This is a genomic window from Nocardia sp. MDA0666 (assembly GCF_003023875.1).
Lineage (GTDB): Bacteria > Actinomycetota > Actinomycetes > Mycobacteriales > Mycobacteriaceae > Nocardia > Nocardia aobensis.
Genome location: NZ_PYHT01000001.1, coordinates 310,401 through 331,856, shown reverse-complemented (window position 1 = coordinate 331,856; position 21,456 = coordinate 310,401). Strand labels below are relative to the sequence as shown.

The 21,456-nt window shown below is 68.6% G+C and carries 20 protein-coding genes; 8 read left to right on the top strand and 12 right to left on the bottom strand.

The window, feature by feature from the left end; translation table 11 throughout:
* Nucleotides 1-14 precede the first annotated feature (14 nt).
* Nucleotides 15-857, bottom strand: coding sequence for an SAM-dependent methyltransferase (locus C8258_RS01600; RefSeq protein ID WP_106953539.1), 843 nt, complete (start codon nucleotides 855-857; stop codon nucleotides 15-17).
* A gap of 110 nt (nucleotides 858-967) precedes the next feature.
* Here C8258_RS01600 and C8258_RS01595 point away from each other — a divergent pair, with 110 nt between their 5' ends.
* Complete coding sequence (locus tag C8258_RS01595) at nucleotides 968-2,143, top strand: cytochrome P450 (protein WP_106953538.1); 1,176 nt, start codon at nucleotides 968-970, stop codon at nucleotides 2,141-2,143.
* 54 nt (nucleotides 2,144-2,197) lie between these two features.
* Here C8258_RS01595 and C8258_RS01590 read toward each other — a convergent pair whose 3' ends face one another.
* The 3 genes from C8258_RS01590 to C8258_RS01580 form a co-directional block, all read right to left on the bottom strand.
* Nucleotides 2,198-4,621: a thiamine pyrophosphate-dependent enzyme gene (locus C8258_RS01590; RefSeq protein WP_369974688.1), complete on the bottom strand. Its 2,424-nt coding sequence runs from the start codon at nucleotides 4,619-4,621 to the stop codon at nucleotides 2,198-2,200.
* 124 nt (nucleotides 4,622-4,745) lie between these two features.
* Nucleotides 4,746-5,426 (bottom strand): FMN reductase, encoded by a 681-nt coding sequence (locus C8258_RS01585; RefSeq protein ID WP_106953536.1) that lies wholly within the window; start codon nucleotides 5,424-5,426, stop codon nucleotides 4,746-4,748.
* A gap of 65 nt (nucleotides 5,427-5,491) precedes the next feature.
* A complete protein-coding gene (locus tag C8258_RS01580; RefSeq protein WP_106953535.1) occupies nucleotides 5,492-6,631 on the bottom strand; it encodes an LLM class flavin-dependent oxidoreductase in 1,140 nt (379 codons plus the stop codon).
* Nucleotides 6,632-6,797: 166 nt separating this feature from the next.
* Between C8258_RS01580 and C8258_RS01575 the strand changes: the two genes are divergently transcribed.
* Genes C8258_RS01575 through secG form a run of 4 tightly spaced genes read left to right on the top strand, consistent with a single transcriptional unit; the run spans nucleotide 6,798 to nucleotide 9,646 of the window.
* A complete protein-coding gene (locus C8258_RS01575) occupies nucleotides 6,798-7,421 on the top strand; it encodes a TetR/AcrR family transcriptional regulator (protein WP_106953534.1) in 624 nt (207 codons plus the stop codon).
* A 3-nt stretch (nucleotides 7,422-7,424) separates the two neighbouring features.
* Complete coding sequence (locus tag C8258_RS01570; RefSeq protein ID WP_106953533.1) at nucleotides 7,425-8,609, top strand: NADH:flavin oxidoreductase; 1,185 nt, start codon at nucleotides 7,425-7,427, stop codon at nucleotides 8,607-8,609.
* A 35-nt stretch (nucleotides 8,610-8,644) separates the two neighbouring features.
* The gene (locus C8258_RS01565; RefSeq protein ID WP_036502553.1) at nucleotides 8,645-9,391 is read left to right on the top strand and encodes an SDR family oxidoreductase; all 747 of its coding nucleotides are present in this window, start codon (nucleotides 8,645-8,647) and stop codon (nucleotides 9,389-9,391) included.
* Nucleotides 9,392-9,412: 21 nt separating this feature from the next.
* Nucleotides 9,413-9,646, top strand: coding sequence for a preprotein translocase subunit SecG (gene secG, locus C8258_RS01560; RefSeq protein ID WP_030518417.1), 234 nt, complete (start codon nucleotides 9,413-9,415; stop codon nucleotides 9,644-9,646).
* Here the strand turns inward: secG and C8258_RS01555 are convergent.
* Complete coding sequence (locus C8258_RS01555; protein WP_233224811.1) at nucleotides 9,633-10,796, bottom strand: YbfB/YjiJ family MFS transporter; 1,164 nt, start codon at nucleotides 10,794-10,796, stop codon at nucleotides 9,633-9,635. The two genes, secG and C8258_RS01555, sit on opposite strands and share 14 nt — an antisense overlap.
* 70 nt (nucleotides 10,797-10,866) lie before the next feature.
* Between C8258_RS01555 and C8258_RS01550 the strand changes: the two genes are divergently transcribed.
* Entirely contained in the window at nucleotides 10,867-11,727 is an 861-nt protein-coding gene (locus tag C8258_RS01550) for a LysR family transcriptional regulator (protein WP_106953532.1), read from the top strand.
* A gap of 9 nt (nucleotides 11,728-11,736) precedes the next feature.
* Here C8258_RS01550 and C8258_RS01545 read toward each other — a convergent pair whose 3' ends face one another.
* Nucleotides 11,737-12,228: a flavin reductase family protein gene (locus C8258_RS01545; protein WP_106953531.1), complete on the bottom strand. Its 492-nt coding sequence runs from the start codon at nucleotides 12,226-12,228 to the stop codon at nucleotides 11,737-11,739.
* 66 nt (nucleotides 12,229-12,294) lie between these two features.
* Nucleotides 12,295-13,131 carry an SDR family NAD(P)-dependent oxidoreductase gene (locus tag C8258_RS01540; protein WP_106953530.1) on the bottom strand — a complete coding sequence of 279 codons (837 nt, stop codon included), beginning with the start codon at nucleotides 13,129-13,131 and terminating at the stop codon, nucleotides 12,295-12,297.
* A gap of 54 nt (nucleotides 13,132-13,185) precedes the next feature.
* Between C8258_RS01540 and C8258_RS01535 the strand changes: the two genes are divergently transcribed.
* On the top strand, nucleotides 13,186-14,178 hold the full coding sequence (locus C8258_RS01535; RefSeq protein ID WP_106953529.1) for an alpha/beta fold hydrolase: 993 nt from the start codon (nucleotides 13,186-13,188) through the stop codon (nucleotides 14,176-14,178).
* 41 nt (nucleotides 14,179-14,219) lie between these two features.
* Nucleotides 14,220-14,579, top strand: coding sequence for a hypothetical protein (locus tag C8258_RS01530; RefSeq protein WP_106953528.1), 360 nt, complete (start codon nucleotides 14,220-14,222; stop codon nucleotides 14,577-14,579).
* 17 nt (nucleotides 14,580-14,596) lie between these two features.
* On the opposite strand, the gene pgl is transcribed toward C8258_RS01530, so the two are convergent.
* The 5 genes from pgl to tkt are packed head-to-tail and all read right to left on the bottom strand — an operon-like array spanning nucleotide 14,597 to nucleotide 21,072.
* Complete coding sequence (gene pgl, locus C8258_RS01525; RefSeq protein WP_106953527.1) at nucleotides 14,597-15,328, bottom strand: 6-phosphogluconolactonase; 732 nt, start codon at nucleotides 15,326-15,328, stop codon at nucleotides 14,597-14,599.
* A complete protein-coding gene (opcA, locus tag C8258_RS01520) occupies nucleotides 15,321-16,229 on the bottom strand; it encodes a glucose-6-phosphate dehydrogenase assembly protein OpcA (protein WP_199195541.1) in 909 nt (302 codons plus the stop codon). The genes pgl and opcA overlap by 8 nt, the downstream gene beginning before the upstream one ends.
* Entirely contained in the window at nucleotides 16,226-17,788 is a 1,563-nt protein-coding gene (zwf, locus tag C8258_RS01515) for a glucose-6-phosphate dehydrogenase (protein WP_106953525.1), read from the bottom strand. Before zwf ends, opcA begins: the two co-directional genes overlap by 4 nt.
* Before the next feature lie 5 nt (nucleotides 17,789-17,793).
* Entirely contained in the window at nucleotides 17,794-18,924 is a 1,131-nt protein-coding gene (gene tal, locus C8258_RS01510) for a transaldolase (protein ID WP_106953524.1), read from the bottom strand.
* Between the two features lie 3 nt (nucleotides 18,925-18,927).
* Complete coding sequence (tkt, locus tag C8258_RS01505) at nucleotides 18,928-21,072, bottom strand: transketolase (protein ID WP_106953523.1); 2,145 nt, start codon at nucleotides 21,070-21,072, stop codon at nucleotides 18,928-18,930.
* Nucleotides 21,073-21,456: the final 384 nt, after the last annotated feature.

Here is a 21,456-nt window from a genome sequence, read left to right as displayed (position 1 = left end):
GTGAAGGAACCGGATCAGGGTTTGCGTGCCACCGCGCCGAGCATCGATACCGCCTCCGGCCGCGGATGGGCCCGATGGGACTCGGTGGGCCAGTTGATGATCGATCCGATCCCGGGTTCGACGAGTTCGAGCCCGGTGAAGAATCGGCTGAACTCGGCGGTCGAGCGCAGCCGGAACGGGATACCGCTGCGCTTGTTGGCCTGTTCGCTGTCGGCGAGGTCCTCCTCGGACAGGTGATCGCTGGTGGCATGCGACATCACCAGATAGCTGCCGGGCGCGAGCGCGTCGATCCATTGCCGCACCATGTCGTAGGGGCGGTCCTCGTCGGTGAAGAAGTGCACCACCGCGAGCATCATCAGCGCCACCGGTTGCGACAGATCCAGCGTGGCCAGCAGGTCCGGGTGGGTGAGGATCTTTTCGGGTTCGCGCGCGTCGGCCTCCAGATACGCGGTCGCGCCCTCGGGTGCGCCGGCGAGCAGGCTGCGGGCGTGCAGGGCGACGATCGGATCGTTGTCGACGTAGACGGTGCGGGATTCGGGCGCGGCGGCCTGCGCGATCTCGTGCACATTGCCGGCGGTCGGCAGGCCGGCGCCGAGATCCAGGAATTGCCGGATGCCGACCTCGGCCGACAGATAACCGACCACTCGGTGCAGGAATGCTCGATTCTCCAGCGCGGAGATCTGCACGCTGGGGAAAGCCTCGGCCACCGCTTCGGCGGAGGCTCGGTCGGCCTCGAAGTTGTCCTTGCCACCGAGCCAGTAGTCGTAGCGCCGGGCCGGATGCGGGGTGGTGACATCGATACCGGGCGGCGCCACCGGATCCGCATGCGGGCGGTGTGATCCGGTCACTGGTTCCATGACACCTCTTCCTTCCGTCGACGGCGACGAACCATTATCGACTACTGTCATCCTGTCAGCTCGGATGGCGAACCGGCGCGGCCCCCGCCGTGCGGCTGGGGAGGTCGAAGATGTCAGTGCAATTCAGTCCGTACGATTTCGGAATTCACGACGATCCGTATCCGGTCTACGCACAACTTCGGGAACAGGCGCCGGTGTTCCGCAACGGCGACGACGACTTCTGGGCGCTGTCGCGCTATGCCGATGTCCTTGCCGCACTGCGTGATTCGGATCGCTTCTCGAGCGCCAACGGGCTGCGGATGGAACCGGCCTTCTGGGGACCGCAGGCCGAGCAGTTCTTCTCCTTCGTGGCGATGGATCCGCCGAAACATACGCGCCTGCGCGGTTTGGTCACGCGCGCGTTCACCGCGCGCCGGGTGCAGGCGCTGGCGCCGCGACTGCGTGAGATCGCCACCGACCTCCTGGAGCCGTTGCTCGAACGCGGCAGTTTCGACCTGATGGCCGACTTCGCCGGCCCGTACCCCACCGAGGTCATTTCCGAACTGGTCGGCGTGCCGCGCGCGGACCGCGACCTGGTGCGCAAACTCGGCATGGAGATCATGTACACCGAGGAGGAGTCGACCGATCTGCGGCCGGAGGCGATGCAGGCGATCGGCGCCCTGGTCGGCTACTACACCGAGCTGACCATCGAACGCAGCAAGCACCGCACCGACGACCTGCTGTCCGGTCTGCTCGACGCCGCCGACGGGGACGACCGGCTCACCCCCGAGGAAATCGTGGGCGTGCTGATCCTGCTGATCGGCGCGGGAATCGAGACGAGCATGCTCACCCTGGGCAATTGCTGGTACGCCGGGTGGGCGCATCCGGACCAGCGGGCTGCGGCGCTGGCGCGCGTCGACGACTGGATCGCCGAGGGCATGCGCTACGACCCGGCGACCCAGTCGCAGCTTCGCACCACCACCGAAGCTGTCGAACTGCACGGCGTCACGATTCCGGCGGGGGCGCGGATGCTGTTGCTGACCGGTTCGGCGAACCGTGATCCCGAGGTGTTCGACCGGCCCGACGTCTTCGATCTCGATCGCGACACCTCCGATGCGCTGGTCTTCGGCAGCGGCCGCCACCACTGCCTCGGCTCGAATCTGGGCCTGCTCGAGTTGCGGACCGCGCTCGGGGAGATCACCGCCCGCATCGCCGATTACGACGTCGACCCGGCCGGGCTGCGGCGCCTCCATTCCTCGAACAATCGCGGTTTCGCCGCGCTGCCGACAACGGTCACCCTGCGCTGAGCATTCGGTTGCCGGGCGGGTGCGGCCGGTCTGCGGCGCACCCGCCCGCATGCGTCAGACCTGGGAGCGCGGGCCCGATTCCAGCAGCCGATGCGCCGCGGCCTCGATCGCCGCTTCGCTCAGCAGCACCAGTTCGGCGGCCGGTCCGAGCGGAACGAAACTGTCGGCGCTGGTGACCCGCGCGAGACGGCCGTCGAAACCGCCGTCGAGCAGTGCGGTGCACACCGATTCCGATACCCCGCCGCTGCGGCGGGTCTCGTCGGCGACGAGCACGGCGCCGGTGGCGCGGGCATGGTGCAGCAGATCGTCGACGGGAAGCGGCGTGAGCCAGCGCAGGTCGAGCACGCGTGCGTGAATGCCGTTGTCCGCCAGGCGTCGTGCTACGCGCAGGCTCATCGGCACACCGTTGGCGAGGGTGACGATCGTGAGATCGGCACCGTCGCTGTGGATTCGGGCGCGGGCGAGCGATGCCGGATCGTCGGCGGGGGTGGCGAGCCAGCCCGCGTCACCGGGGCGGTGCAGGTCGCGGGTGTGGTACAGGGCGATCGGTTCGAGGTAGAGACATACTCGGCCCTCCCCACGAGCGAGCTCGACGCACCGACGCAGCATCGCGGCCGCGTCGTCGGCCCGGGCCGGCGCGGCGACGACCACTCCGGGGATATCGCGCAGCGCCGCAACGGAATTGTCGTTGTGAAAATGCCCGCCGAAGCCGCGCTGATAGGCGAACGAGGCGATCCGCACCACCATCGGATTGTGGTACTGCCCCGCGGAGAAGAACGACAGGGTCGCCGCCTCACCTCGGATCTGGTCCAGCGCATTGTGCACGTAGGCCAGATATTGGATCTCCGGAATCGGTACGAATCCGGCGAGTCCGGCGCCCAGCGCGGTACCGAGCACGCTCTGCTCGTCGAGCAGGGTGTCGAACACTCGACGCGCCCCGAACTCGCGCTGCAGCCCCTTGGTCACGCCGTAGACGCCACCCTTGCGGCCGACGTCCTCGCCGAAGACCAGTACATCGGGCTGATCGGCGAGTAGTGAGGCGAGGGTGTGGTTGATCGACTGTGCGAGCGTCATCGGCCCGGGTCGCTCGGCCGTCTGTCCCGGTGCCGCCTGCGCGCGCCCCGTCGAACCGGACTCACCGTCGGTCGAGGAGTGAATGGAATCCACCGGCGTCGAAGCGCGGGAGCCGGAGTCGCCGGGAGCGTTGCGAGGTCGCGCTCGGGCGGTGGGTGCGGATCCGGCGGCCGTCTGATCGAAAGCGCTTGTGCGAAGCGCGCTCTCGGCCTGCGGCTGCGGCGCGGAGTCGACGCGTGGCGTGCGATCGTCGGCTCGCGGGCCGAGAATGGCGAGCGGCTGTCGTTCACCTCCGAATACCACTGGCGCCCGGATCGCCTCGGCCGAGTCCAGATGCGGTTCCTCCGCCATCCGGGCCGCCGTCGCCGCCACGCGGGCGCCGATTGCGTCGTAGTGGGCGAGAACCTCCTCGACGGTCGCCGCACCGATCTCGACGAGCAGCCGGGCCGTGGCGGCGACCGGGTCGCGGCGGCGGTCGGCCTCGATGTCCTCCGGTCGCCTGTACGCCGATTCCACATCGGATCCGGCATGGCCGAGCAGTCGCACCGTGCGCAGCCGCAACAGGGCGGGCCGCCGCCGCGCGCGCACGGATTCCGCGGCGGCGGAGGCCACCGACAGGGCCTGCCGCAGATCGGAGCCGTCGGCGTCGAAATACCGCAGACCCGGTCGCGATCCGAAGGCCGCTTCGATCCAGTCCGGGGGAGTGGGCACGCTGATACCGATCCCGTTGTCCTCGCAGACGAACAGCAGCGGCATCGGAATACCTTGGTGAGCCGTGTGGATCGCGGCGTTGATCGCGCCGGTCGCGGTCGAGTGGTTGGCCGAGGCGTCTCCGAATGTGCACAGCACCACCGCATCTCGCGGCCACGGCGTTTCCCGGCCCAGCCGTCGCGCCCGATCGAGGGCGAACGCCAGACCCATCGCCCGAGGCAGATGGGAGGCGATGGTGGAGGTCTGCGGTATCACCGACGCGGGCGCGCTGCCGAACACCTTGTGCCGCCCGCCCGAGATCGGATCCGCGGCCGCCGCGACGACACCCAGCAGCACGTCACGAATCGGATCCAGCCCCGGGACCTGGCGGCAGCGATGGACGAAGAACGCGCCCGACCGGTAGTGCAGCAACGCCGGATCGGTGCTGCGCAATGCCTGTGCCAGCACCACATTGCCCTCGTGGCCGCTGGAGCCGATGCTGTAGTACCCGCGTTTCGCCGCGCCGAGCCGCCGCGCCGCGATATCCAGATGCCGGCTCGTGACCTGGGCATCGAACAACTCCAGACATGTCCCGACGGTGATCGGACTACCGCTGCCGATCGGATCGGTGGCGGCGCGGCGCGGTCCCGGCCGCACCTCTCGCAGGGAAATACGCAACCATTCGTCGAGAAGCTCTTCCGGGCCCGTTGTCACCCTTCCATCATGTCGCCTGCGACCGCCCGCGCACCGGATTCGGTGCGCGGGCGGTCGCGGTGAATCTGCCGACATGTTCCCTGGTCTGCTACAGCGGGCGAACCGATCGTCGGCCGGGGGTGTCCTACCGCTGTTCGGCCGGGCGATGGGGATGTTCGGTATGCCCCGTGTGGCCTGCGAGCAGCTTCGCGAACGGCGTCACCTCGCCGACATGGTTGCCCGACTGCCGGGCCCGGGTCGGTTCCGGGAGGAAGCCGTCCACGCCGGTCGGCACCGCGACCACGAGGGTGGCGAATTCGGCCGCGGCGCGGTGGATCCGCTCGCCGAGTCCGGCCGAACCGAAATCCTCGGTCGCGGCGAACACGCCGGTCGGCACGACGACGGCACGCAGATAGGTGAACAGCGGCCGCATCGCATGCTCGAGCACCAGCGCGTGCCGCGCGGTTCCGGCCGTGGCGGCGACGAGCACCGGCATGGCGTTGAGCGCTTCGGTGTCGAGCACGTCGATGAACATCTTGAACAACCCGGAGTAGCTCGCGGCGAACACCGGGGTGACGGCGATGAGACCGTCCGCCGCGGAGACCTTCTCCCGCGCTGCCGCCACCGCGGGGGTCGGCAGACCGCCGGACACCATCGTGGCGGCGAGATCGCTTGCCAGATCGCGCAATTCGATGACCTCGATGTCGACGGCCTCACCGCGGGCGCCGACGGCCGAGGCCACCGCATCGGCGAGCTGATCGGCGAGCAGACGGGTGCTCGACGGCTGCGACAACCCGGCGGTGAGTACGACAACGGTGTGCGACATGGGTTTTCGTCCCTCGTTCGATGCGGTGGATGAGTACGGCGGTCGGATGATTACTGCGGGATGACTCAGGCCTGCTCGGCGGTGGCCAGCAGCCGCTCGCGCGCCGGCTCGACCAGGTGGTGCGGCGCCTCCGGACCGGCGGCCACCAGCGACGCGTGGGTCGGCGGATCACTGGGAACGTGTGCGGGACGGCGCAATTCGAATTCCTTGCGCAGCACCGGCACCACCTCGCGGCCGAGGATCTCGATCTGTTCCAGGGCGACGTCGATCGGCAGGCCGGCGTGGTCGATCAGGAACAGCTGGCGCTGGTAGTCGCCTGCGTAGTCGGCGAAGCCGAGGGTGCGCTCGATGACCTGCTCGGGAGTACCGACGGTCAGGGGCGTCATCTCGGTGAAGTCCTCCAGCGACGGACCGTGCCCGTAGACTGGCGCGTTGTCGAAGTACGGCCGGAAGAACTTCTTGGCCGCCGCCTCCGTCTCGGCCATGAAGACCTGCCCGCCCAGGCCGACGATCGCCTGGTCGGCCGAGCCGTGACCGTAGTGCTCGAACCGCTGCCGGTACAGCTGCACCATCTCCTGGGTGTGTTCCTTGTTCCAGAAGATGTTGTTGTGGAAGAAGCCGTCGCCGTAGTAGGCGGCCTGCTCGGCGATCTCCGGCGACCGGATCGAGCCGTGCCACACGAACGGCGGCGTGCCGTCCAGCGGTGCGGGAGTGGCGGTGAATCCCTGCAGCGGTGTGCGGAACTGGCCCTGCCAGTCGACCACCGGTTCGCGCCACAGCCGGCGCAGCAGGTGGTAGTTCTCGATCGCGAGCTCGACGCCCTTGCGGATGTCCTTGCCGAACCACGGGTAGACCGGGCCGGTGTTGCCGCGGCCCATCATCAGATCGACCCGGCCGCCGGACAGATGCTGCAGCATCGCGTAGTCCTCGGCGATCTTCACCGGGTCGTTGGTGGTGATGAGGGTGGTCGAGGTCGACAACCGCAATTTCTCGGTGCGCGCGGCGACCCAGCCGAGCATGGTGGTCGGCGAGGACGGCACGAACGGGGGATTGTGGTGCTCACCGGTGGCGAACACGTCCAGCCCGACTTCCTCGGCCTTCAGGGCCAGGCGCATCATCGCGTCGATGCGTTCGCCCTCGGTGGGCGCGATTCCGGTGGTCGGATCGACGGTGACGTCGCCGACGGTGAAGATGCCGAACTGCATGGCCGCCTCCTGAGGTCTGATCAAAAGTTCAATCACCTGAACGAGAGCGGCTGCCCCAGTATTCCTTGACATGTCCACTATCGGAAAAATCGCCGTTACGCAGCACTTTGTCTCACTGATTCAATCAATGATTGAAACCTGTTCTGTGTCGTGGTTCACTAACCGCATGGGCGAGAAGGTGGCGGCGGGTACCCGGGACAAACTGCTGGCGGCCGCGGAGCGGTTACTGCTGACCGAGCGCTACGAGGACGTCTCGGTGCGGGCGATCTGCGTGGCCGCGGGCGCCAACCCGGCCGCAGTGCACTACCACTTCGGCTCCAAGGAGACGCTGATCGCCGCCCTGATCGAGGATCGGCTCGGACCGCTGTGGGCCGAGGGGCTGGCGGCGGCCACGGCCACCGAACCCAGCTCGGTCCCGGCGGTGGTCGATGCGGTGCTCGCGCCGTTCGTCGCCCTCGCCGCCGACCCGATGGGCCGGTTGCATCTGCGGCTGCTGGCCGGATTGATCCTGCGCCGGCGGCCGATGTCCTGGCAACACCAGTGGTTCCGGATGGAGTCGTGGTCGCAACTGCTGCCAGAGCTGACCTCCGGCGAGGCGCGCCGGCGCTGGCAGCTGGCCTTCGACCTGATCATCATGCGTTTCGGCAGCACCGAGGACTACGACATCGCGCCGTCCGAGGTGGCGACGCTGCGCGAATTCGTCATCGCCGGATTGACCGCGCCGCCACGTGCTACGGGCGCGCTGTCAGCCGCCGCCTCCACCGCTTCGCACACCGCCGTACAGGAGTAAGTAGTGAACGATATTTTCGATCCCGTCGATCTGGGCCCGATCACCCTGCGCAACCGGGTGATCAAGGCCGCCACCTTCGAGGGCCGCACACCCGATGCATTGGTCACCGACGAACTGATCGAGTTCCATCGGGAGATCGCGGCCGGCGGCGTCGGGATGAGCACCATCGCCTACTGTGCCGTCGCGCCGGGCGGGCGCACCGATCGTCACCAGATCTGGATGCGCCCCGAGGCGCTACCGGGCCTGCGGCGGCTCACCGACGCCATCCATGCCGAAGGCGCCAAGGTCAGCGCGCAGATCGGCCACGCGGGACCGGTGGCCAATGCCGCCTCCAACCGGGCACCGGCGCTGGCGCCGACGCGCCTGTGGTCGCCGCTGAGCATGAAGATGATGCAGTCGCCGTCGGTGGCCGATATCCAGGATCTCGTCGCCGCGCACGTGCGGGCGGTATTGCTGGCCGAGGAAGCCGGATTCGATGCCGTCGAACTGCATTTCGGTCACAACTATCTGGTCAGCTCGTTCCTCAGCCCGCTGCTGAACCGCCGCAAGGACGCCTACGGCGGGCCCTTGGAGCATCGCGCCCGGATGGCCCGCGAGATCGCCCTCGCGGTGCGCGAAGCCGTCGGTGGCCGCCTGGCGATTCTGGCCAAGCTGAATATGGAAGACGGTGTGCGCGGCGGATTTTCGCTGGCCGAATCGCTCCAGGTGGCGTCCTGGCTGGAATCCGACGGCGGACTCGACGCCCTCGAACTGACCGCCGGCAGTTCGCTGCTCAACCCCATGCTGCTGTTCCACGGCGATGCGCCACGGCAGGCGTTCGCCAAGACGCTGCCCGGCCCGACCCGGCTGGGCTTCAAGCTCGTCGGCAAGGCGTTCCTGCGCGAATACCCCTATCACGGCACGTATCTGCTCGAACGGGCCCGCCAATTCCGCCGCGAGCTGTCGATGCCGCTGGTGCTGCTGGGCGGGATCACCGATATCGACGATATGCGGCGGGCGCGGCGCGAAGGCTTCGAATTCATGGCGATGGGCCGCGCCCTGCTGCGCGAGCCGGATCTGTTGCAGCGCATCCGGTCCGATGCCGACACCCGCTCGGCCTGCATCCACTGCAACGAATGCATGCCCAGCATCTACACCGGGACCCGATGCGTACTGCGTCTGGACGGCCCACCCATTCCCACCCACTGACCCGGATCGACGAGAGAGAAGAGAGAGACGAATTCATGAGTGGACGTTTGACGGGCCGAGTCGCCCTGATCAGCGGCGGCGCTTCCGGCATGGGCGCCTCGCACGCGCGGGCCTTCGTCGCCGAGGGTGCGCGGGTGATGCTCGGCGACATCGCCGACGACGCGGGGCGGGCGCTCGCCGCGGAACTGGGTGAGCAGGCCGCCTACGTGCACCTCGACGTCACCGAGTCCGCCGACTGGCAGGCCGCCGTCGCCGCCACCGTCGAACGATTCGGCCTGTTGAACGTGCTGGTGAACAATGCGGGCGTGCTCGACGGCGGCCCGCTGGGCACCTACACCGAGAAGCAGTGGCAGCGGGTCATCGATATCAATCTGACCGGCCCCTTCCTGGGATTGAGCGCCGCGCGCGACGCCCTGGTTGCCGCTCGGCCGGCCGCGGTGATCAATATTTCCTCCGCGGCCGGTATCCAGGGCGTGGGCGGTATGCACGCCTATACCGCCTCGAAATTCGGGGTGCGGGGACTGACCAAGTCGGCCGCGCTGGAACTCGCGCCCGAGGGCGTGCGGGTCAACTCGGTGCATCCCGGCGGCATCCTCACGCCGATGATCGGAGTCACCGAGGAGATCGCCGTCGATCGCGGCGAGAATGTGCGGGCGCGGCTCGGCCTGCCCGCCGAGGTGTCGGATCTGGTGGTTTTTCTGGCGAGCACCGAATCCAGCTATTGCACCGGTGCGGAATTCGTCGTCGACGGCGGGATGACGGCCGGTTCGGTGGTGGGCTGAGCATCCGCATAAACTGTCGGCATGCAAATGTTCCTGGATATCCTCCTGGTCATCACCAGCGTGTTGCTGGTGTTGCTGGTGTTGCTGCACCGCGCGAAGGGTGGAGGCTTGTCCAGCCTGTTCGGTGGCGGTGTGCAGTCGAGCCTGTCCGGATCCACGGTCGTCGAGAAGAACCTCGACCGCATCACCATCTTCGTGGGCCTGATCTGGTTCATCGCCATTCTCGGCATCGGCTTCGAGATCAAGTTCGCCTGATCGGTGTGGGCGTTGCGGCCGCAGGGTCGCGGCGCCGGCCCGATCCGATCGCGATCGCTGTCATGGCTGCCACGGCCAGAATCAGCGTCGCGATCGTGAACGCCGCGCCGTAGCTGTCGCCGAGCACCGGCGCCACCACCAGGGGACCGAGCATCTGGCCGAGTCCGTATCCGGCGGTCAAGGTCGCTGCCGCACCCGGCCCGGCCAGATCGTCGCCGATCTCGAGGGCGAGCAGGGTGATCCCCATGAAGGTCGCGCCGAACAGCGCGGCCGACACCACCGCCGGCCAGACACCCGCCGACAGCGTCGGCAACAGCGCGGACAGACACTGCAGCACGAGTGCGGCCACCAGCGCGATCACCGGAGTCGCCCGCCGGGCGATCAGACCCCACACCACCGTCGCCGGGGCAGCCGCCACGCCCACCACGATCCAGATCGCGGTGCCGGCCGTCCGATGTCCGGTGGCGCCGACCGCGGCGACCAGGAACGTGCCCAGGACGATATAACCCAGACCCTCCAGGAAATAGGTCGTCTGCAGCAGCCGCCAAGAGCGTGTCGATCGCACCGTGGCCGCACCGGTACGGCTGCCGGCGACGACCTCCAACCGCAGCGCGGGCCACAGCAGGAGTGCGGTCAGTGCCGCCGCGGCGAGCCACAGCGCCTGCCATGACAGCACCGATTGCGCGATCAGCACCAGCGCACCGGTTGCCGCGATTCCTGTGCCCACTCCGGCGAAGGCGATACCGGCTGCGCGCCTTCGGTTTTCGTGCCGCGCGGCGATCTGCGCGCAGCCGATGAACAGTACCGCGCTCGCGACGCCGGCCACCGTCCGCAGGATGATCGGCAGTATCGCGGGGGCCGGAACAGCCATGGCCGCTTCACTCGTCACCAGCGCGGCAGCCGAGATCCGGAAAGCCTTGCCGCCGTTGTATTCCGGAAAGCGTGCCAGGACGACCGCGCCCAGCAGGTAGCCGGCGTAGTTCGCGGCGGCCACGATCGCGCCGGTATGTGCGCCGAAGCGTCCGGCATCGATCATCACCGGAAGCAGCGGCGTATAGACGAAGCGCCCGATGCCCATGGCGGCGGCCAAGCCGGCCGAGGCGCGCAGGGCGGGCGCGAGGGATGCCTGGCGAGGAAGTGCGATGGTCACGTCGATCCACGCTACGGATCCGTCGCGCGCCGGTGAAATACTTCCTGTGCACGATGTATACGCTGAGCGTATGGAATTGGAATTGCGGCATCTGCGCGCGTTCCTGGTGCTGTGCGAGGAAGCCAACTACACCCGCGCCGCCGCCCGGCTGCACACCACGCAGCCGTCGCTGACCCGCACGGTGCAGCAGGCCGAACGGATTCTGGACTGCCGGCTGGTCGAGCGCAGCGCGCGGCGCTTCGCCCTCACCGCGGAGGGGGAGTATCTGCTCGCGGCCGCGACCCGGATCGTCGCCGACGTCGACGCCGTGACCCCCGATCTGCGGCTGCGGGCCCTGGTGTCGGTGGGTTTCTCCTGGCTGCTGCCCGACGACTGGTTCACCGAGGTCCGCACCCGTTTCGAGGCGCGCGGCGGGCGGGTCGGTATCCACCGCATCGACGATCCGGTGGCCGCCGTCGCGGCGGGGCGTATCGATATCGCCCTGTATCGCAAGGAGATTCGGCTTCCATCCGCCATGACCGGGCGGATCATCGGCACCGAGCGGCGGGTGGCGGCGGTCTCCACCCGCTCGCCGCTGGCGAAGGTGTCGGCGCTGCGATGGCAGGATCTGGCCGCCCATCCGCTGGTGGTCAACACCGTCTCCGGCACCACCGACGAAACCAGTTGGCCCGCCGGCGAACCCGGGCGCGAGATCGTCACCTGCACGAATTTCGACGAATGGATCGAACTGATCGCCGCCGATCGGGGCATCGGGGCCGTTCCCGAATTGGCGCGCACCCGAGCGCCGCATCCCGGCGTGGCCTACCTCGACGTCCCCGATGCCCCGCCCTCGGCCCTGCGGCTGGCCTGGCGAACCCGGCCCGCGCCGGGCAGGTCGGTGCGGAGCTTCCTCGATATCGCCCTGAGCGGCCAGGCGGCCTCGGGCGGTTAGCGGACCGTCTCAGGCGGGGTGGCCGGGGGTGAGATCGGCGAGGTCGCTGTAGCGCAGTCCGGTGGTGCCCTGCGGCGGCTTCGGGCCGCCGAGTGGTTCCAGCAGCAGACCCACGTGGTCGCCGAAATCGTGGCGCTCGAGGATCCGGCCGGAAAACCATGCCGCTGCCTCGTCGAGCACCACTACTCCATCGGGTCCGTGATGCCACCGGCACCACGTGAACTTGTCGATATCATCGCCGGTTTCCGCGCCGAAGAGCTGGGCCAGGGCCCGCGACCCGGAATCGATGAGATGAACTGCGACATGGGTGGCGTCGGCCACCACCCGGTAGGTGTGGTTGAGCTCGGAAACGCACACCAGGAATCGGCGTGGTTCGATGCCGACCTGGGACGCGAAGCCGACTACACACCCGGCGCGCTCGGACTCGGTCGCCACTGTCACCACATAGATCGGAGCGTTCGCCGCCGCTACCAACGCGTCGAAATTCGCGATCGCGTCCATCCACCCTCCTTCACCGCCGGCGCCGCGCGATGCGGCCGCCGCCTCAGGCTAGGACAACGGCGGCCCTCACGTGCGCGGCACGCGACCGTCGATATCGGTGAACCCGTAGGCTTCGGCCAGATCGGCCACCCGCCACGCTCGGCCCGTGCGTGAACGCCGGCCCGGATCCGCCGCGAGCGCGACCACCGCGCGCCCGGCGAAATGCGGAGTCTCGGCCTCGTTCAGATCGAAGGTGCCCTCACCGGGCAGTGTGATCAGCCGTCGTCCCTGCGCATCGGCCGGAACCAGCTGCAGCAGTTCGGTATTCACGATTCCCGGCCACAGCGACACCACCGTGACCTCGGTGCCGGCCAGATCGTGCGCCATATCCGCGGTCAACCGGTCGACGGCGGCCTTGCCCACGCCGTAGACGACGTTGTGCGTGAAATGTTCGGCGCCCGGCGAGGAGATGTCGACGATCAGCCCGCCCGATTCGATGAGCAGCGGCGCCGCGAAATGGGCGGCAGCGTAATGGGAGCGCACGCCGATGTCGAAGCCCTCGTCCCACGCCTTCGGCGGCACCTCCCAGAACGGTTTGCCGAGCCAGCGCGCGGAGGCGGGGGAGTTGTAGACATTGTTGACCAGCACATCCAACCGGCCGTGATCGGCGCGCACGGTCTCGAACAGCCGCGCGACCGCCTCGTCGTCGCGGTGGTCGCAGACGAACGGCACCCCGCGCCCGCCGAGCTCGTCGACCTCGCCGGCGGTCGCGGCCACGGTGCCCGGCAGCTGCCCGGGGCGTTCGGAGCGCCCGGTCACGTACACCGTGGCGCCGGCCGCGCCCAGCTCCAGCGCGATGCCCTTGCCGATGCCGCGGCTCGCGCCGGTGACGACGGCGACTCGATCGGTCAGTATTCCGTTCACGACTCCGGGACACTACCGTGAAACGAGAACGTGTTCTAGTACCTGGGAGGCGCAGTGGGGCCGACACATCGGTTCGTGGAGACCAACGGGATTCGGCTGCATATCGCCGAACAGGGCCGCGGGTATCCGGTGATCTTCTGCCACGGATTTCCGCACGGCTGGTACGTGTGGCATCGGCAGCTGCCGGCGCTGGCGGCGGCCGGATATCACGCCATCGCCCCGGATCTGCGTGGGTACGGCCGCACCGAGGCGCCCGGCGGGGTGGAGGAGACCACGAACCGGGCCGTGATCGGCGATCTGCTCGGACTGCTCGACGAGATCGGCGCCGAGCGAGCGGTTTTCGTCGGCCTGGACTTCGGCGCCCAGCTGGTGTGGGAGCTGGCATTGCGGGCGCCGGAGCGGGTCGAGGCGATCATGGTGCTGAACAATCCGTACGCGCCCCGGCCACCGAAGGCGCCGTCGGAGTTCTGGACGCGCGCCGCGCAGCGCCATTTCCTGCACCTGTCGTATTTCCAGGAGCCCGGTGTCGCCGACGCCGAACTCGCCGCGCGCCCACGCGAATTCCTGGCCCGCGTGTACTACGCCCTCAGTGGCGAGTTCCACTACCTCGACACGTGGAAGAACCCGCCCGGCATCGGTTACCTCGACGCACTGCCGCAGGCGCCCGCACTGCCCTGGTCGTGGTTGCCGGAATCCGAATTCGACACCCTCGCAGCCGAATTCGAACGAACCGGCTTCACCGGCGGGCTGACCTGGTACCGGGCGCTGGACCGCAACTGGGAACTGACCGAAGGCCTGCCCACGACGGTGACGGTGCCGACCTGCTTCCTCTACGGCGAGAACGACCCGGATATGGAAGGTTTCAGCGGCCGCGACCCGCTGGCGGTGCTGCGCGCGCACGTACCGGATCTGCGCGCGGTCGAAAAGGTCCCGGGCGCAGGACATCTCGTTCAACTCGAGCGGACCGGCGCGGTGAACGACTTCCTCCTGCGTCACCTCGCCGACCTGGTCGCGAGCGACCCGCAGCGCGACTCCGTGCTGCGGTAACGGGCGGGCGCATCGCCGATGGGCTCTGGCATGCTGGCCGCGTGCCCCTCATCGACATCACCTGCTCGCCCCGTGTGTCCGACGAGTCGAAGCGTCGGCTCGTCGAGGAACTGCCGCATATCGTCTCGGTGGCGGTGGCGTGTGCGGCGGAACCTTACGACGGCTGCCTGCAACCCGGTGACGTCCTGGTGCGCTGCCGATCCGCCGAGCCGGGCGACCGGTTCGACATCGATGTGCTGATCGAAGTGAAGTCGAAGTGGTTCGAGGACCGCGCCGCCGATCGGGACCGCCGTGCGGCCCACATCCGCGACGAGGTGGCCCGCATCCTGCCCGCGGGCCACCTCGTCGGTGTGTATCTGAGCCTGCCTGTCGCCGCGTGGGCGCAGACGGACGACGACTAGCTGGGATAGTGCCCGGCTCAGGGCAGTTTGGCCGCCGCGGCCTCGTCCAGCATCCAGGTCGTGGTTTCACTGCCGTGCGCCCCGGCCGCCGGGATCTCCAGCGCGGACGCGCCGCCCACCGCCTGGGCCACCGCATCGGCCTTGCCCTCGCCGCCGACCACCAGGACCACGTGCCGGGCGCGCGCGACCGCGGGCAGGGTCAGGGTGACGCGCACCGGCGGTGGCTTCGGCGAATCGGTCACGGCGAGAACGAGTTCGTGCTCCTCCGCCACGGCCGCGGAATGCGGGAACAGCGAGTTCACATGCGCATCGCCACCCATGCCGAGCAGATGCAGATCGAATGCGCCGTGCTCGGCCAGATGCGCGTGCACCGCCGCCGAGTACTCCGCGGCGGCCTCGACCGGATCCGGATACTCCCCGTCGGAGGTCGCGACCGGATGCACCCGCGCCGAGTCGACCGGCACGTGATCCAGCAACGCTTCGCGCGCCTGCAACTCGTTGCGCTCGGCGTCGCCCGCGGGGACGAACCGCTCGTCGCCCCAGAACACGTCCAGGCGCGCGAAATCGATGGCCCCGGGCGCCTGGCGGACCTTCTTCAGCAGGTCGATGCCGGTGCCGCCGCCGGTGAGAACCACCGACGCCGAACCACGTTCGGCCTGAGCCCTGGTGACCACCTGCACGAACCGCACGGCTGCCGCCGTCACCAGCTCGTCGTGCCCGGCGAAGACCTCGATGTCCGGCTTACTCATAGATCACCTTCCCGATTCCGGCCAGTGCCTCGGCGTAGACCTCGTCGGCGTCCAGCCGCCGCAGTTCCTCCGCCAGGCAGTCCTTGGTCTCGCGACGGGCGAGTGCGAATCGCTGATCCGGCTCACCGGTGCGCGTCAGGGTCGCGGTGCGGCCCGTCTGCGGGCGTTCGATCCCGACCGAGATCGACGCCCGGTGCAGCACGACCTTCAACTCCCCGGTCTGCCGGCGGATCGGGCAGTCCAGTTTGGCCGCCAGCCACCCCGCCAGGATGTCGAGCGCGGGTTCCTCCGCCAAACCCGACACGGTCACCGATTCGATCGGCTCGTACGGCGGCACGTCGAGCGCGGAGGCCAGCAGCGCCCGCCAGAACGTGATCCGGCTCCACGCGAGATCGGTGTCGCCGGGGGCGTAGGAATCCAGCCGCCGGGTGATCGCCGCGCGCGGATCGGGAGCGTAGGTGGAATCGGTGATGCGGCGAATGGCCAAGCGCCCCACCGAATCCCGCGACGGGAACTCCGGCGCGCCACGCGGCCACCACGCCACCACCGGAGTATCCGGCAGCAGGAACGGGATGACGACGCTGCTCTCGTTGTTGACCAGCTCGCCCTGCAGCCGCAGCACTATCACCTCGGCCGCCCCGGCATCGCCGCCGACCCGGATCTGGGCGTCGAGTTTGGTGTCGGAGAACCGGTCGCCGCGGGCGAGCACGATCACGCGACAGGGGTGCTCGCGGCTGGCGTCGTTGGCGGCGTCGATGGCGTCCTCGGCCTCCGAGGAATCCAGCGTGCACACCACCAGCGTCAGCACTCGGCCCATGGCGATCACGCCGTTGGACTCCCGCAGGCTGACCAGGCGTTTGGTCACGTCGCGGGTACTGGTGTCGGGCATGTCCACGATCATGGCCGCCGCCATTCGCGCCCGGTGCGGGCGAGCATCTCGTCGGCCGAGGCCGGCCCCCAGGTGCCGGACTCGTAGGACTCGGGCTTACCGCCCTCGGCCCAGTGATCGAGCACGGGATCGAGGATGCGCCATGCCAATTCGACCTCCTCGTTGACCGGGAACAGCGACGGCTCGCCCAGCAGCACATCCAGGATGAGCCGCTCGTAGGCCTCGGGTGAGGATTCGGTGAACGATTCGCCGTAGCTGAAATCCATGTTGACGTCGCGGACTTCCATGCTGGATCCGGGCACTTTCGACCCGAACCGCATGGTGATGCCCTCGTCCGGCTGCACCCGGATGACGAGCGCGTTCTGGCCCAGTTCCTCGGTCATGGTCTGATCGAAGGGCAGATGCGGGGCCCGCTTGAACATGACCGCGATCTCGGTGACCCTGCGCCCCAGGCGTTTTCCGGTGCGCAGATAGAACGGCACGCCCGCCCAGCGGCGGGTGTCGACGTTCAGCGTGATCGCGGCGTAGGTCTCGGTGCGCGAATGCGGATCGAAACCCTCCTCCTCGAGCAGGCCTACGACGCGTTCGCTGCCCTGCCAGCCGGCCGCGTACTGACCGCGCGCGGTGGTCTCCTCGAGCGGTTCGACCAGTTTCGTCGCCGAGAGCACCTTGATCTTCTCGATCTGCAGCTGCCGCGGCTGGAAGTTGACCGGATCCTCCATCGCCGTCAACGCCAGCAGTTGCAGCAGATGGTTCTGGATCACGTCGCGGGCGGCGCCGATGCCGTCGTAATAGCCTGCGCGCCCGCCCAATCCGATGTCCTCGGCCATTGTGATCTGCACGTGGTCGACGAAGTTGGCGTTCCAGATCGGTTCGAACAGTTCGTTCGCGAACCGCAGCGCCAGCAGATTCTGCACCGTCTCCTTGCCGAGGTAGTGGTCGATACGGAAAACCGTCTCCTCGGGGAACACCCGGTTGACCAGGGCATTGAGTTCCTGGGCGCTCTTCAGGTCGTGCCCGAAGGGCTTCTCGATCACCACCCGCCGCCACGACTGCGGTTTGCCCGGAGCCGCCTCCGAGGCCTTCGCCAACCCCGTCCGCGAAAGCTGTTCCAGCACAACGGGAAACGCGTTCGGCGGAATCGACAGGTAGAAGGCGTGGTTGCCGCCGGTACCGCGTTCGGCGTCGAGCTTCTTCAGCGTCTGCGCGAGCGTGCCGAAGGCGGCGTCGTCGTCGAAGGTGCCCTGCACGAAGCGGATACCTTCCGACAGCTGATCCCACACCTCCTGCCGGAACGGGGTGCGGGCGTGCTCCTTGACCGCCTGGAGGACGACCTGAGCGAAATCCTCGTCGGCGTAGTCGCGCCGGGCGAACCCGACCAGCGCGAAACCGGGTGGCAGCAGCCCCCGGTTCGCGAGGTCGTAGATGGCCGGCATCAGTTTCTTGCGTGACAGGTCACCTGTCACCCCGAAGATCACCATGCTGCACGGGCCGGCGATCCGGGGAAGCCGCTTGTCGCGCTCCTCGCGCAGCGGATTCCCCGGGGCGGCCGTCTTCTTCTGGCCGGCCATCGCGGTCAGTTGCTTCCGGTGCTCTTCAACTCGGCGGTGGTCGCGGTGAGCAGCTCGTCCCACGACTTCTCGAACTTCTCCACACCTTCGCGCTCGAGGACGGCGAACACGTCGTCGAGGTCGATTCCCACGCCGGTCAGGGCGTCGAACACGCCCTGCGCGTCGGCTGCCGTGCCCGACATCGTGTCCCCACGCAGCTCGCCGTGGTCGGCGAACGCCTCGAGGGTCTTCTCCGGCAGCGTGTTGACCGTATTGGGCGCCACCAGTTCGGTGATGTACATGGTGTCGGGGTAGTCCGGGTTCTTCACACCCGTGGACGCCCACAGCGGCCGCTGCCGGTTACCGCCGGAGGAGGCCAGGTGCGAATACGTCGAGGTGTGGTTACCCCCGTCGAACACGTCCTGGTAGGCGGCGTAGGCCAGGCGCGCGTTGGCGATTCCGGCCTTACCGCGCAACGCCAGCGCCTCGTCGGAACCGATCTGCTCGAGCCGCTTGTCGATCTCGGTGTCCACGCGGGAGACGAAGAACGACGCGACCGAATGGATGCGGGCCAGGTCGTGGCCGGCGATGCGTGCTTTGCGCAGGCCGTCCAGATAGGCGCCCATCACGCTGAGGTAGCGCTGCACCGAGAAGATCAGCGTGACGTTGACGCTGATCCCTTCGGCGATGACGCGCGTGATCGCGGGCAGGCCCTCCTCGGTGGCCGGAATCTTGATGAACAGATTCGGCCGGTCGACGATCTTCCACAGCTCGACCGCCTGCGCGACGGTCTTGTCGGTGTCGAAGGCCAGCCGGGGGTCCACCTCGATCGAGATCCGGCCGTCCACGCCGCCGGTCGATTCGAAGACCTCGGCCAGCACGTCGCAGGCCGAGCGAACGTCGTCGGTGGTGATCGTGCGGATGGCGGCGTCGGCATCGGCGCCCTGGGCGGCCAGTTCCTTGACCTGGTCGTCGTAGGCGTGGCCCTCGCTCAGCGCGACCTGGAAGATGGTCGGGTTGGTGGTCACGCCGACGATGCTGCGGGTGGCGACGAGTTCGGCGAGATTGCCCGAGCGGATCCGGTTGCGTGACAGATCGTCGAGCCACACCGACACGCCTGCTCCGGACAGTGCGGCGAGATTCTCGTTCTGTGCCATTGGTTATCCCTTCACCTTGTCGAGTGAGCGCTTCGCGGCGTCGACGACGGCTTCGGCGGTGATGCCGAATTCGCGGAACAGGGTCTTGAAGTCGGCCGAGGCACCGAAGTGCTCGATCGAGACGTTCTCACCGTCGCTGCCGGTGAAGCGGTGCCACGGCATCGCGATACCGGCCTCGACCGTGACGCGGGCGGTGATCTGCGGGGGCAGCACCTCGTCGCGGTAGGACTGTTCCTGCGCGTCGAACCATTCCACGCACGGCATGGACACCACCCGGGTGCCGATGCCCTGCTCCTCCAGCGTAGTGCGCGCGGCGGCGGCGAGCTGAAGTTCGGAACCGGTGGCGATCAGGATCACCTGCGGTGTGCCGGTGGAGGATTCGGCCAGGATGTATCCGCCGCGGGAGACGCCCTCGTAGCTGGTGCCCTCCAGGGTGGGCACGTCCTGGCGAGTCAGCGCCAGCGCCGACGGGCCGTCGGTGTGCGGGTGGTCGGCGGGCACGAAATGCGAATGCTGCTCGGCACTTTCGAGCTCGAGGATGGTGCGCCACGCGTACACGGTCTCGTTGGCGTCGCCGGGGCGGACCACGTTCAGGCCGGGGATGGCACGCAGCGCGGCGAGATGCTCGATCGGCTGGTGGGTGGGGCCGTCCTCACCCAGGCCGATGGAGTCGTGGGTCCACACGTAGATGGCCGGCACCCGCATGAGCGCGGCCAGCCGGACCGCCGGGCGCATGTAGTCGGAGAACACCAGGAAGGTGCCACCGTAGGGCCGGGTCGGGCCGTGCAGGGCGATGCCGTTGAGGATCGAACCCATTGCGTGCTCGCGCACACCGAAGTGCAGCGTGCGGCCGTAGGGCTCGGCCTTCCACATACCGGTGGAGATCGACGCCGGGCCGAAGCTCGGTACGCCCGGCATGGTGGTGTTGTTCGATTCGGCGAGGTCGGCCGAACCGCCCCACAGCTCCGGCAGCACCGGCGCCAGCGCGGCCAGCACCTTGCCCGAGGCCTTGCGGGTGGCCATGCCCTTGGCGTCGGGCTCGAACGAGGGCAGTCCCTCGGTCCAGCCCTTCGGCAGCCGGCGCTCGCGCAGCCGATCGAACAGCTCCTTGTTCTCCGGGTTGTTCTGCGCCCACGCGTCGAACTGCTCCTGCCAGACGGCGCGGGCGGCCTTGGCGCGTTCGGCGGCGTTGCCGCGGGTGTGGGCGATGACCTCGTCGTCGACGACGAAGCTCTGGCCCGGATCGAAGCCGAGGATCTCCTTGGTGGCGGCCACCTCGTCGGCGCCCAGCGCGGCGCCGTGCGCGGCGCCGGTGTTCATCTTGTTCGGTGCCGGATAGCCGATGATCGTGCGCAGCAGGATGAACGACGGCTTGTCCGTGACGGCCTTGGCGGCCTCGATCGCCTCCAGGATGCCGGTGACGTTCTCACCGCCCTCGACGACCTGCACGTGCCAGCCGTAGGCGCGGTAGCGCTCGGCGGTGTCCTCGGTCAGCGCGATGGAGGTGTCGTCCTCGATGGAGATCCGGTTGTCGTCGTAGAAGACGATCAGATTGCCCAGCTGCTGGGTGCCGGCCAGCGAGGAGGCCTCCGAGGTGACGCCCTCTTCGATATCGCCGTCGGAGGCGATGACGTAGACGAAGTGGTCGAACGGGCTGGCGCCGGTCGCGGCGGACGGGTCGTAGAGACCGCGCTCGCGGCGGGCCGCCATCGCCATGCCGACCGCCGAGGCCAGGCCCTGGCCGAGCGGGCCGGTGGTGATCTCCACGCCCCTGGTGTGGCGGAACTCCGGGTGGCCCGGGGTCAGCGAACCCCACTTGCGCAGGTGCTTCAGGTCGTCGAGTTCCAGGCCCAGTCCCGACAGGTACAGCTGGATGTACTGGGTCAGGCTGGAATGCCCGCACGAGAGGATGAACCGGTCGCGGCCGGTCCAGTCCGGATCGCTCGGGTCGTAGCGCAGGACCCGCTGGTAGAGGGTGTAGGCCAGCGGCGCCAGGCTCATCGCGGTGCCGGGGTGGCCGTTGCCGGCGGCCTGCACCGCGTCGGCGGCCAGGACACGGACGGTGTCGACTGCTCTGGTGTCCAGTTCGGTCCAGTCGGCCGGATGTGCGGGCTGGGTGAGTGCGCGGATGTCGTCTGTGACTGACACGACCGAGGTTCTCCTGACCTTCTCGTGTGTGTACAACGGCGGCTTGCGGGCTGTACCCACCACCCTAGAGGTCGCCTGATCGCCGTGAGTGGGGAACCCTTGGCCCGCACCCCGTGCAGGTGCGCGGGGTTACGGTGAATGATGACAGCCGCCGACGTGCCGGACCGAAGCGATTCCGCACAGCGGCCGACGGCGGATATGTGACGTGGCCCTCGCGTCCGGACCGGCCGGGGCCGATCGCCTGCGGCACGGGCGGTTTCGCGGCGGGTGGGTGCCGGAGCACAACACGCGGGGGTCTACCATCGTCTGTAGTAGAGGCTGCGCCGCCCGCGCCGCGCTCTGCGGTGACAGCGGAAACGGCTGCGCGCGGGAGGCCCGCCACGC